Source organism: Prosthecobacter fluviatilis, from assembly GCF_042655725.1.
GTDB lineage: Bacteria > Verrucomicrobiota > Verrucomicrobiia > Verrucomicrobiales > Verrucomicrobiaceae > Prosthecobacter > Prosthecobacter fluviatilis.
The window spans coordinates 177187-188952 of sequence record NZ_JBHSMQ010000001.1; the positions used below are offsets into that span (position 1 = coordinate 177187).

General features: G+C 61.4%; 10 protein-coding genes. 2 read left to right on the forward strand and 8 right to left on the reverse strand.

Translation table 11 applies throughout. The features are described from left to right. Window positions 1–55: 55 nt before the first annotated feature. The 8 genes from ACFQDI_RS00670 to ACFQDI_RS00705 form a co-directional block, all read right to left on the reverse strand. Window positions 56–976: an ABC transporter permease gene (locus ACFQDI_RS00670; RefSeq protein WP_377162341.1), complete on the reverse strand. Its 921-nt coding sequence runs from the start codon at window positions 974–976 to the stop codon at window positions 56–58. Then, window positions 973–1941 (reverse strand): ABC transporter permease, encoded by a 969-nt coding sequence (locus tag ACFQDI_RS00675; protein WP_377162343.1) that lies wholly within the window; start codon window positions 1939–1941, stop codon window positions 973–975. The genes ACFQDI_RS00670 and ACFQDI_RS00675 overlap by 4 nt, the downstream gene beginning before the upstream one ends. Further along, window positions 1938–3734 carry an ABC transporter substrate-binding protein gene (locus ACFQDI_RS00680; protein WP_377162345.1) on the reverse strand — a complete coding sequence of 599 codons (1797 nt, stop codon included), beginning with the start codon at window positions 3732–3734 and terminating at the stop codon, window positions 1938–1940. The genes ACFQDI_RS00675 and ACFQDI_RS00680 overlap by 4 nt, the downstream gene beginning before the upstream one ends. Beyond that, a complete protein-coding gene (locus tag ACFQDI_RS00685; RefSeq protein WP_377162347.1) occupies window positions 3731–4648 on the reverse strand; it encodes a Kelch repeat-containing protein in 918 nt (305 codons plus the stop codon). Before ACFQDI_RS00685 ends, ACFQDI_RS00680 begins: the two co-directional genes overlap by 4 nt. A 27-nt stretch (window positions 4649–4675) precedes the next feature. Further along, on the reverse strand, window positions 4676–6826 hold the full coding sequence (locus ACFQDI_RS00690) for a TonB-dependent siderophore receptor (protein ID WP_377162349.1): 2151 nt from the start codon (window positions 6824–6826) through the stop codon (window positions 4676–4678). A 128-nt stretch (window positions 6827–6954) separates the two neighbouring features. Then, entirely contained in the window at window positions 6955–8157 is a 1203-nt protein-coding gene (locus tag ACFQDI_RS00695) for an MFS transporter (RefSeq protein ID WP_377162351.1), read from the reverse strand. Between the two features lie 69 nt (window positions 8158–8226). Next, the gene (locus tag ACFQDI_RS00700) at window positions 8227–8511 is read right to left on the reverse strand and encodes a hypothetical protein (protein ID WP_377162353.1); all 285 of its coding nucleotides are present in this window, start codon (window positions 8509–8511) and stop codon (window positions 8227–8229) included. A gap of 1 nt (window position 8512) precedes the next feature. Continuing rightward, a complete protein-coding gene (locus ACFQDI_RS00705) occupies window positions 8513–9898 on the reverse strand; it encodes an MFS transporter (RefSeq protein ID WP_377162355.1) in 1386 nt (461 codons plus the stop codon). 202 nt (window positions 9899–10100) lie between these two features. On the opposite strand from ACFQDI_RS00705, the gene ACFQDI_RS00710 reads away from it, so the two are divergent. Together ACFQDI_RS00710 and ACFQDI_RS00715 are read left to right on the forward strand one after the other, a co-directional pair. Beyond that, on the forward strand, window positions 10101–10829 hold the full coding sequence (locus ACFQDI_RS00710) for a peptidoglycan recognition protein family protein (RefSeq protein ID WP_377162357.1): 729 nt from the start codon (window positions 10101–10103) through the stop codon (window positions 10827–10829). A 5-nt stretch (window positions 10830–10834) separates the two neighbouring features. Then, window positions 10835–11761, forward strand: coding sequence for a hypothetical protein (locus ACFQDI_RS00715; protein WP_377162359.1), 927 nt, complete (start codon window positions 10835–10837; stop codon window positions 11759–11761). Window positions 11762–11766: the final 5 nt, after the last annotated feature.

Genomic DNA, 11766 nt, shown 5'->3' on the forward strand with positions numbered 1-11766 from the left:
ACATCAGCTGTCTCGTCCCAAAGTTTGTCATCTTCCCGGTCGGAAATCTCGACGGTCACCGCTCTGAGCCCGGTTCTGGAGCTCTGCGCGGATCAAGCACATCACGCAAGGCATCGCTCACCTCATGCACGGCGGTGGAAAATAGCAGCACCGCCGCAAAGGAGGCGGTCATCTGCCACCACACATGCTGGCCAGTCTCGATCCGGGCTTCTTCCAGCATGGTCCCCCACGACGGTTGATCCACCGGACCGAGACCGAGAAAACTCAGGGAAACCTCCGCACCGATGAAACCGGCCACCCGCAGGCCGAACTCCACCAAAATCAGGTGCGTGAGGTGCGGCAGCGCATGCCTGCGGGCGATGCCAAAGCTGCTGGCGCCAAGCGCCCTGGCCGCCAGGATGAATGGCAGCGAGCCAAGCTTGATCATCTCTGCCCGCACCACCTGGCATACACCAACCCAGCCTGTGAGTCCCAGTGCCAGCAGCATGGCTGGGGCTCCATGCAAAGACACACCAAAAATGCTCTGCTCCCTCAGCAGCAGCGAAAGCGCGAGCAGCAGCAGCAGCCTGGGCACCGTGCTCAGCGTGGTGCAAAGCCATATCACCAGCGCATCCACCCATCCCCGCCTCCATCCCGCAAGCATGCCGAGCAGAAGACCTGTCCCCACGGCAATCGCGGCACCACCGCAGGAAATGATCACGGAAAGACGGGCACCCAGCCAGGTCTTCAAGGCCACCGAGCGTCCGAGGCGGTCGGTTCCAAACCAGTGCTCCCATGACGGCGGTGCAAATGATGGGCCGGCACGACGGGTCCAGTCCTCGTCCGGCCAGCCGAGGGAGCCCAGCAGCGCGGCCATGATGTAGGCCAGCACCACGATCAGCATGACACCCGGCCAGCCACGGAGGCGAAACACCTTCCGCAGCCGGTTCCAGCCCGGAGTTGTCATGGTCGCATTGCTGTAAGATGCCGCGCTCATGAAATCCGGATTCGCGGATCAATTCGCGCGGAGAGAACATCCGCCACGGTTTGTCCCAGGAGATGCAGCACGGCTGCGATGAAGGTCATGACATTGATCACCGGAAAATCACGCGCCGAAATGGCATCCACCATCATGCCCCCGAGACCGGGGATGCCAAAGACACGCTCCAGAAACAGCGACCCGGTCAGCAGAAAGGGGAGACGCGGCAGCCATCGTGCCAGCAAAGGCCCCAGTGCCGGGCGCAGCGAATGCACCGTACACAGCCGCCAGCCTCCCACGCCCTTGGCCAGGGCTGTGCGCATGAAGTCCTCATTCATTTCCTTGAGCAGCACGGCTCGGCAAAAGCGCACATCCGCTCCCAGGCCGATGACTATTCCCAGCAGCACCGGCAGGATCAGTCCACGGCCGCCTGCCCAGCCATGTACCGGCGCCCAGCCCCATTCAAAGGCCACAAAATATTGCGCCGCCAGAATCAGCGCCACCCCGGGGATGCTCATGTTCAGCGTGCAGGCACCGAGCAGCCAGCGGTCCCAGTGCGTGCGCCAGACAAATGCTCCCAGCATCCCCAGCACCACAGATGCCGCGGCAGAGCCCAGCATCACGGGTACGGTGATCGCCAGCGACGCACCCACGCCCTCTCGCAGCATGTGAGACACCGGCCTGAGCGCAGACCATGAGCGTCCAAAGTCGAGCGTGAACAGCTTGCGGCAATGACCGATGAACTGCGTATCAAACGCAGCCGCCATGTTTCCTGACAACAGGCGGTCCCACGCCACAAACAGCGGCTTGTCTAGGCCGTGTGCCCAGCGGATGTCGGCAAGCATCTCGGCAGATGCATGCTCCCCTCCCAAACGCACGGCAAAATCATCCGGCAGCAGGCGTGAAAGGCCAAAGGTCAGCAACAGCACACCAAACAGCACGGGTGCTGCTGCCATCAGCCTTTGGATGATGAAGCGTTTCATGGCGGCGGTTGCTGCTTCCACGGCACCCGGCGCTGCCCATCGATCCGGTGATATTTGATGAGACCCGCAGGGCCTGAGAAGGCATGGGGCTTGAAACTCGTGAGCCAGTCATGACGGACAGAAACCCAGTTGTAGGAGAGAAAGCCGATGCACGGAAGATCCTCCAGCAGAAGGTCCTCCATCTGGTGGCTTAGCTTGATGCGTTCGGGTGAGTCCGGCATGGCGGTCAGTGAATGGTACCACTTGTCGAATCTTTGGTTGTGATAATGAAAGCGGTTGTCCCCACCATCGCTGCCTTGGCTTGCAAAACGGCGGAAGAGGTCGGTCGGGTCCGGGTGCGTCATGCTGTAGCCGTCGCCAAAAAACATGGATGCCGGCCGCTCGTTCATCGTGGCGGCCAGAGAGCGCTCGTCAACGTGGTCCACATGCAGCTCCAGCCCCGCATCGGCAAGCCAGCGTGTGATCAACTGGCCGATCTGCCGCACGAGCGGCGAGGTTCCGCCCATCCTCAGTGTCAGCGGCGGGAGGGGGCCTCCATGCACCTTTTCGGCCTCGATTCGCTGCGCCTGGGCTCGTGGCAGATCAAACGTCATCCACCTGTCGCGCAGTTCCGGCCGGTGCTCTTTCATCCCCGGTGGCAGCAGCGAGCCTGGCAGGCCGCAGCGTCCGCCGAGGAAGAGGTCATTAAACTCCTGCCGGTTCATCGCGAGGCTGATGGCGCGGCGTAGCGGCAGGTTCTTCGCGATCACCGGATCTGCCATGTTAAAGCCGATCCATCGCAGAAACATGGATGGAAAAACATCTACCCGCAGCCCCTTCTGGTTCCAGGCCGGACGCAATTGCCAGTGCGCGTCTAGCACATCGGAGAAATGGTCAGTCGGTATGCCCAGGTGATCGATCCGGCCTTGTAAAAACAGCAGCCACGCAGGTTCGGAGGCTTCGATCACATGGAAATGCACCTCGTCCACCTGCGGCAGACGCCTGCCCGCATCTGCCAGCAACCCTGAAGCCGCATCATCTGGCGCGCCTTCGGCCGGATAGCTTTCCCGTCGGAAGGTTGGCGATTTTTTCAGCACCACACCTGTGCCCGGCTGCCACGAGTGCAGTCGGAAGGGACCTGTGCCCACGGGATGCCGCAGAAAATCCGCACCGTAGGTGCGCAGTGCATCTTTAGGCACAACGGCGGTCGCCGGATGCGCCAGGAGGTGAATGATCTGCGGCCACGCGCTTGTGAGCTGGATCTCCAGCGTGTGCTCGTCCACAGCATGCAGTCCAGGCACCTCCGGTTCCGGCTGGTGCTCGCGCACTGCCCGTCGGTACGCATCCAGACCCACGATGCGGTGCTCAAAGTGCGCCCAGAATGCAGAGGCATTGCGTGGGTCCGCAATGCGTTTCCACGAAAAGATGACATCCTCCGCGGTGACACCACGCCCCCGGCCTTCAGAAAAGCAGGGGTCGTCCTGAAATCGCGCATCTTCACGCAGGCGGATTCGGCACTTCAGCCCGTCGGCGCTCCATTGTGGCATCTCGGCGGCGAGGCATGGCACGACTTCATACGGCCGCTTCAAGTAGTGATATTGAAACAGTGGCTCATAGATGTTCGACGCCACGGCCGCCATGCCCGAGGCGAGACCGCTGACATGGATGGGATCGATTCCGGCCACCCTGTCCCGCAGCACGATGTGCTCGGAATCAGGGGAGGCGGCCTCTTCTTCACGTCCGCAGCCCGCCAGCACGACGGCAATCGCGGCGTGCTGCACCAGCTTCCACAGCGCCTGGCCCTTCCTGGTCACAGGCTGTGCGTCTGCACCGTTGTATGCGGCTCCTTGTACAGCTTGGTCCAGCCGCCGGCGACATGGATATGCCTGTCGATCAAGCCTGCGGCGAAGATGCCGCGTGGGTCCATTTCAAAGTCCAGTGCGGTCCAGCTGTCGATCGTCGGATCATAGAGGCAGACGGACTCCAGGAAACTCTTGTCGGCAGTCACACCGCCGAGCGCCAGCAGCTGTCCGTCCACTTCGATGAGGCTGTGCGCCACTCGTGGTTCCGGCATGGAGGCCACTTCCTCCACCTCGTTCGAGGCCGGGTCAAAACGCCAGACCTTGGCGTGGATGTCACCTTTGTCCCCATTCGGCGACCAGCCTCCTGTCAGGTAGATCAGGCCCCCAGCCTGTGCGGCAGGTGCATGCCGCACACCCAGTGGCAGGTCGGCCACCTTGTTCCATGCATCCACAGCCGGATCATAAGAGACGATGGAGGTCGTGTTCACATCTCCGTGGCGTCCGCCCAGCGCATACAGACGGCCGTTCACCACGCTGAGACCGGGTTTGACACGCGCTTCGGGGAGCGGCGCACAGGTGGTCCAGGTGTCTGTCTGCGGATCATAAACATCGACGCGGTCAGACGGCTCGTTTTCCAGCGGCTGCTCATCTGTGCTGCCGGCAGGAGCCACGAGGCCCGCCACCACATAGATTTTCCCATCGAGCACCGCGGCGACGACATTGTTGCGTGGCAGCGGCATGGGGCGGTGGGGCTTCCATTGGTTGGTCACAGGGTCATAGGACTCCACCGTGTCCACCGGGCGTTTGGCGGAAAGTCCGCCACCGAGGACATACAGCCTGCCGTCTATCACGGCTCCGGCGCAGCCTCCGCGGAGAGTTGGCAGCGGGGCGGCTTCGGACCATGCGGGATAGTTTGCTACTTTCATATGGGGGTGGGTTGGTGTTTGGATGGATCAGAACTCAAAGCCGAGTGTGGCATAGACCGTGAAGGGCTGGCCTGGAAACACACGTGAGTTGGCAAAAGATGACTCATAGTATTTCCGGTCAAAAAGGTTGATGAAGTTCACCCTCGCATAGACGGCGCTCAGCGGGCCGCTGGTCATCTCCCGGCGGTAGAAGAGGGCTGCATCAAAGCGGGTGTAGCCCGGCAGTTTGAACGTGTCATTGTTGTCGCCGGATTTGTTGCTCGCGGCAAAGATGCCGAAGCCGATGCCAAAGCCTCTCAGCCACCCATCCTGCTGGGTGTGCTTCAGCCACAGGCTGCCGCTGTTGCGCGGCACGTTCATAAATCTCGCCCCCACCGGCAGCGTGTCGGACCTGAGCACCCGCGTGTCGGTGTACGTGTAGTTGCCGATGATCTGCAGGCTGCTCGTCAGCTGGCCGGACACGTCAAATTCCACGCCCCTGCTGCGGAGCAGGCCACCGTTGACGGAAAAACCCGGGTTGGCCGGGTCGGCGATGGCGACGTTGTCTCGCGTCAGGTCATAGATGGTCGCGCTTGCCATCACACGCTCGGCGGGGGAGCGCCACTTGACGCCCGCCTCGTACTGCATGCCGGTTTCCGGGTCCAGCAGCCCGCCGCTGACGTTGCGGCTGGAGGTGGAGCTCGGAATGAATGAGGAGCTCACACTGCCGTAGATGCCCAAGGCGTGCACCGGCTGGTACAGCAGCCCGGCCCTGCCGGTGTAGGCCCGGTCAATGCGCTGCAACGTTTGTGGCGCCCCCGTCCGGCTGTAATCCGTGCTGTGGACGTAGTCCATCCGTCCCCCCACCAAAATCTTCAGCTGGTCTTTGCTGAACATCGATATTTCATCCTGCAGATACAGGCCCGACCAGATCCTCCGCGCATCCTGGCGGTTAAGGTCCGGTGTGGCGGGCAGCACTCCTCCATACACAGGGTTGAGAATGTTCACGGCGGTGTAGTTCGCGCGCACCAGACGGATGGTCTGCTTGCGGTCACGGTAGTCATAGCCCGCCATCAGCTTGTGCCGCGTCGGGCCCAGAGCGAACTTCACGATGCCCATGTTCATCCACTGCCAGGAGTTTTCGGAGAAGTCGGAGTTGTCATACAGCCGCGCTACCGTGCCAGCGCCCGAGGTGTTGGCGGAGCGGCGCACCGCGTTCATGTCGATGTCCCAGTGGTGATACATGAAGGCGCTGCGGAAGGTGAGGTTCTCGGAGGGGCGCCACTCGGCTGTCAGCCCCGCGAAGGCATCACGCTGCGTCTGGCCAGGGAGGTTCGGTTCTCCCAGGAAAGTGCTGATCGGCCCCACAGGCTTGCCTGCGGCGCTGAAAGCCACCCCCTCGTCCAAAGTTTTCTCCTTCTTCATGAACGAAGTGTCGAGCGTGATCGTCACCTTGCTTGAAGGCTTCCAAGTGATGCTTGGCGCGAGCCAGTAGCGCTTTTCGAAGACATAGTCTCGAAACGAGTTCTGGTCGATGTAACCACCGTTGATCCGGTAAAGCAGCGTCTTGTCCTTGTTCAAGGCTCCGGTGCTGTCCACGTGTCCCCGATAGCTGTCATAGCTGCCGATCGACTGCTCAACCTGCGTTCGGCTTTCAGCCGAGGGCTGCCGCGTCACCATGTTGATCAGACCGCCGGGCTGCACGACGCCAAACTCCATCGATGCCGGCCCCTTCAGAACCTCAAGCCGCTCCAGTTGCGGCAGATTGATGGAGGACATGCCTTCCACCAGAAAGCCGTTGTAATACATCTGAGTGGTCTGAAATCCGCGGATGACACCGCCGTCATTCGCGCTGTTGAACGACGCCCCCTTGTTCTGATGAAAGCCGCTGACATTGCGCAGTGCATCCTGGGCCTGAATGTCCCCTTGGTCCTGCATCACCTGGGAGGGCACCATCTGCACGGAGAAGGGCAGGTCGAATGCCTTGGTGCCGGACCGTGCCACCCCCGGGGCGTCCTTCACCACATAGCTGCGGTTTGCAGCAGCCTCCACGACGATCGGCGGCAGCTGTGTGCTTTCCTTTGTCTTTGCCTCTTCAGATGTGGGCTTCTTGGCTTTTGCATTTTCCGGAGGAGCGGCATGGAGCCCTGCGCAGGACAGCAGAAGCAGGCACGTCAGAAATCGTTGGGGGCGAAACATAAGGCGCGCCGGTTATAGGCACGCCGCTTATTTTGGCAATCAGCTCGCCTGGAAGAGGGCATTCGGAATAGCACTCCGGACATTTGCTGCCCCCTGGTTGGGCGGCTCTGGACAAAAAGCATCCCCTCTTAGCAGCTCTCCTCCGTGGGGACCGATCGGAACGTCTTGAAAAGCAGCACGTCGTACAAGCTCTTCAATCCGCCCGCGATCAACAACGGGCCCGAAAGCCATGCCGTCGGCGACAGCAGGCCGCCCGCCAGCGCTGGCGAGAGCGCGGCGCTTAATGACCTCACGGTGGCCAGGATGCCGTTGGCTGCAGAGCGTTCTTCCGGCCTCACCAGGCTCATGACGTAGGACTGCCTCACCGGAACATCCATTTGTGAGAGGGTATGCCGTAGCAGCAGGCAGCCGATGGCCAGCCCGGCCGAAGGCATCACCGGCACCAGCATCAGCAGCACATTGGAGGGCAGATGGGTGAAAACCATCGTGTTGACCATGCCGATCTTTTGGGACAACGGCGCTGCCACCAGACCTGAGATGCCTGACAGCAGGCTTGTCGCGAAAAACACCTGCCCCAGCTCCCATTCACTGAGCGACCACCGCGTGGCAAACCAGTAGGCCAGCAGGCTTTGAGGGATGAAGCCTCCGGCAAACGAATCCAGGGCAAACAAGCCGCCCAGCCGCACCACCTTGGAGCGCGACTCTTGCAGCCCCGTCCAGTGCGACTTTGCCCTCTGCGTATTCTGTCCAGGCGCTGTTTCCACTTGGTGCGTCAGCAGCATCGCCAGCACCATCACGGCCACGCCGCTCAGGGCATAGGCCCATAGCACGTGGCTGGCTCCCCCCTGGCTTCCAGCAGTCTTCAGCCATGCCCCTGCACTCAAAGCGCCGACAGCTGTTGCCACAAATCCCGTGACATTGTACCACGCGATCAGCTGTGTTCGTCGCTGCGCGGTCGTGCATTGCGCCAGGCACGCCTGTTCAATCGCCAGAAAGGGGCCCACCTCATTGCCGCCCGGGCTGATCACGCCAATCGTGATCCCGAGCAGTACTACCCACCAAGATTCTCCCACCACCAGCATCATTCCCGCCAGCGCCATCAAAAACCCGCTGAGCATCAGCGTGCGGCGTCTGCCCCATCTGTCCGCATGGGTGGACAGTACCAAGGTCAGTGCCGCATCGGTGAGCAGTGCCAGCGTAAAAAGCAGCCCCACGTCACCCGTGCTCAGCCCGCGTCGTGCCAGATGCAGCGCCAGGATGACCGAGGTCATGCCAAAAGCATGCAGGCGTGTGGCACGCGAAAGAAAGAGGAGGGTGAGATCTCGGTTCACTCCTCATCCATGCATTCTCCTTCCACCGGTTGGCAACCAGCAGATTTCAAACAGGTGCAGAAAAACTCTTCAGGAGAGCACAACTCCCGCGATTTCTTCCCAAAGCTTGTCAATTTCCTTCGGGCCGTGTGAGGGCTTCCCCGCTTTCGCAAACCAGTAGTCCGCGTTCCATTGGTCCCCCTCGATCACGTGCAGCAGCGCATGTATCCACGATCCCATCTTGGTGTGGATGTCCTGCGCGATGTTGTGCGCGGCGTCCCAGTTCCCCTGCTTGGCATGCCACAGCGCCAGCGCCTCCGGAGAGATCGCCTCGGCTGCGGCCTGCGTGCAGCTCTTGAGTTCAGCGGCGGTCATTTCAGTCGTCTTCAGGGAGCGGTTTGCCCTTGGTTTCAGGGGCGAATGGCAGGATGAAAATGCCCAGCAGGAAGATCGCGCACATGGTCATGGCGGCGTAGCGCAGCGGCAGCGCCGGGTCCTGGGCGGCAAATTTGCCATAGATCCCCGAAGTCAGCGTCGCGGAGAAGAAGCTGCCGCCGGCTGCGGCAAAGCGCCCCAGGTTGTAGCAGAAGCTCGTGCCCGTGCTGCGCAGCTTGCTTGGAAAGAGTTCAGGCAGGTAGATCGCAAAGCCCGCAAACACGCTCAGCTGCGCAGTGCCCATCAGGAACATCATCCAGCGGGCGGAGATCGGGTCGCTCATCTTCCAGTACACCAGGAAGGTCGCGGTCAGCGCGGCGCTGAATCCCAGGAAGAAGGCCAGTCGGCGTCCCAGCTTGGCCACGTTGGTAAAGAGCGTCATGCCCACCGCAGCACCCATCATGTTCCAGAGATACGCCACCGAAATCGCGTTGTTCACTTCCGCCGCAATCTTGTCCGGTGCCGTTCCCGCCTTTTCAAAGTACTGTTTGAAGGCCACCTTTTGCAGGTCCACCGCATACTCGCCGATGGCCCAGAGCCCCACCACTCCCGTGCTTGCGATCACCGCCCCCACGAGGAGGTTTTTACGCCAGCGCGCGCTGGCCAGCAGGCTCGCGTAAGGCGCGAAAATGCTGCCTTTGGGCAGTTGGTTCGTGTCCTTCAGGTGCTGCCACGAGGCAGGCTCCTTGAGATACTTGCGGGTGAAGATGATCATCAGCGCAGGTGCCGCTCCGATCAGGAACATCCAGCGCCACCCCGACCCGGCGGTGATGGTGTGGCTCGCCTCCAGGGCGTCGATGCCGATCTTGGCAAAGCCCGCCGTGATGTTGCCGATCGTGGACAAAATCTGCAGCAGCCCCAGGCACTGCGTGCGTGCTCCGTTGGGCACAGTCTCGGCGATCAATGCCACCGCAAGGCCAAACACCCCGCCCACGCCGATTCCGGTCAGGAAGCGGAAAATCGTGAAGTCCAGCTTCGTCCTGCTGAAGTAGCTCAGCCCGGTGAAGGCGGAGTAAATCAGGATCGTCAGCGTCAGCATCCGTGCACGTCCGTACTTGTCTCCCAGCGCGCCAAAGATCAGTCCCCCAACACCCCAGCCGATCAGGAAACAGGCGGTGACCACTTTTCCAAACGCCTGCAGGTCAGGATTCGTTGGCGGCAGCTTCATCAGCTCCACCAGCGCAGGCACACGGGCCAGCGAGAACAGCCGCTGGTCCAGGCAGTCAAAGAACCAGGCGGCTGAGGCGACGATCAGCACAAACCAGTGGTAGCCGGTCAGCTGCTTGTACCAGGGAGCGTTGGAATCGGGAGTGGACGTGGAGCTCATGAGAAGCGCGGATGTTGAATGACTTGGAGGAGGATGACAATCCCGAATTCAAAGGATTCATGCCGCTCCAAAAACGCGGTTCTTTCATCGATGTTCACGCAGGCTGGAAAGTTTCTGTGGGTCTGTCTTCACTGGAGCTGCACAGCATGCAGATGAATGAATATGGGCATTGAATTTTGATCATTGGCCTTTAAACACTCGCATGTGCAAAAACGTCGCACTTCTCCTACCACTGGCGCTTGCGTGCATTGTCGCGGCTTGCGCCACATATGACGGCTCGCGTATCGCACGCTGGGAGTCCCGCTTTGACCCGGTGCCTCAAGGCGCAATGACGCCGGACCAGCTGCTTGCCGAGACTCGCGTCAAGCTCGACATCATCCCTGCCGGCACGGTGGGCCGCCGCTACTACCGGCCCATGACGCCGCGCTACATCACCATTCACAGCACCCAGAACTACACCGGAAACGCCTACCAGCACGCGCTGGCCTTGAAGCGCGGCGCTCTGCGGGCCACCAAGCGCAAGGGCGGCAATCGCATCGGCTTCCTCACCTGGCACTTCACCGTTCAGGATGACATCGCCATCCAGCACCTTCCCTGCCGCGAGCAGGGAGAGCACGCTGACTTTGACGGCGTCGGCAACAACTACAGCATCGGCATCGAGATGTGCGAGCATCAGGGCAATGACCTTGGTCGCACCATCGACCGCACCGCGCGCCTCGCCGCCTATCTCATGCGTGCCTACGACATTCCGCTCAGCAATGTCGTGCCCCACTACCACTGGCCGCGCTACGGCGTCTCTCCACTGCACAAAGACTGCCCGCATTTTCTGCTGGAGCGTGGCAGGCCGGGCCAGACCTGGCGCTGGTTCCAGGCGCGCGTGCAGTTTCACTACAACCGCATGCTGGCAGGGCCTGCGGCCCCGCTGGGCTGACTCTTATGCATTCCTGCCTGCTCCAGTTCGCGCTTGTGCTGACGGCAGTCTCGGCCTGCTGCGGGCAGACCGTGGTGGCTTGGCCGGAAAAGCCCGTGCCCAGCACCAGCAAAAAAGTCGCGACCCTTGAGGACAAACGGCTGAGTGAAAGCTCCGGGCTCGCCTTGGGCATCCGCGATCCCTCGGTTTTCTGGACCATGAACGACTCAGGGGGCGAACCCTGCGTCTTTGCCATCGACCGCAGCGGCAAAACACGCGCCAAAGTTCGTGTGCGTGATGCGGCAAATTTCGACTGGGAAGACATCGCCTCGGGCAAAGATGAAAAGGGCTCGCCATGCCTCTTCATTGGTGACATAGGCGACAATCTCTACATCCGCGCTTCGATTCAGGTTTACCAGATTCCTGAGCCTGCTGTCAAAGCCTCCGGTCAGCCTGTGGAGGAAACTGAAACCGTCGAGCCGCAGATCTGGCGCGCTAACTATCCGGACGGCAAGCACAACGCGGAGAGCCTGCTCGTCCATCCTCAGACTGGCCGCCTCTACATCCTGACCAAAAGCGACGACGGCAAATGCGCGCTCTACGCCTTCCCGCAGCCGCTTCAGCCCAAGGTCAGCATGACATTGGAAAAAATCGTCGATCTGACCTTCCCCAGGCTCATCCGCCCCGGCAAGCGTCCGCACGACAACTGCATGACCACCTCAGCCTGCTTCTCGCCGGATGGCACCCGCATGGTCGCCTCCACCTACAGCAGCCTCTACGAGTGGCAGCTCCCCAAAAACCAAACGCTCGCCGAGGCCCTGGCTCAGCCTCCAGTCCGAATTGAGCCCGAACTTCTCCGCCAGCTCGAAGGCGTCTGCTACGACACTGACAGCCTCACCCTCTGGCTCACCAGCGAGCACCTGCCCGCCCCGCTGCTGCGCGTGAGCCGCTGACCCCG

Excerpts from the sequence above, each read along its gene's own strand:
- ACFQDI_RS00715 (WP_377162359.1), top strand. The coding sequence starts at position 10,835 with ATGCATTCCTGCCTGCTCCAGTTCGCGCTTGTGCTGACGGCAGTCTCG.
- ACFQDI_RS00710 (WP_377162357.1), top strand. The coding sequence starts at position 10,101 with ATGTGCAAAAACGTCGCACTTCTCCTACCACTGGCGCTTGCGTGCATT.
- ACFQDI_RS00690 (WP_377162349.1), bottom strand. The coding sequence starts at position 6,826 with ATGTTTCGCCCCCAACGATTTCTGACGTGCCTGCTTCTGCTGTCCTGC.
- ACFQDI_RS00685 (WP_377162347.1), bottom strand. The coding sequence starts at position 4,648 with ATGAAAGTAGCAAACTATCCCGCATGGTCCGAAGCCGCCCCGCTGCCA.
- ACFQDI_RS00670 (WP_377162341.1), bottom strand. The coding sequence starts at position 976 with ATGAGCGCGGCATCTTACAGCAATGCGACCATGACAACTCCGGGCTGG.
- ACFQDI_RS00705 (WP_377162355.1), bottom strand. The coding sequence starts at position 9,898 with ATGAGCTCCACGTCCACTCCCGATTCCAACGCTCCCTGGTACAAGCAG.
- ACFQDI_RS00675 (WP_377162343.1), bottom strand. The coding sequence starts at position 1,941 with ATGAAACGCTTCATCATCCAAAGGCTGATGGCAGCAGCACCCGTGCTG.
- ACFQDI_RS00700 (WP_377162353.1), bottom strand. The coding sequence starts at position 8,511 with ATGACCGCCGCTGAACTCAAGAGCTGCACGCAGGCCGCAGCCGAGGCG.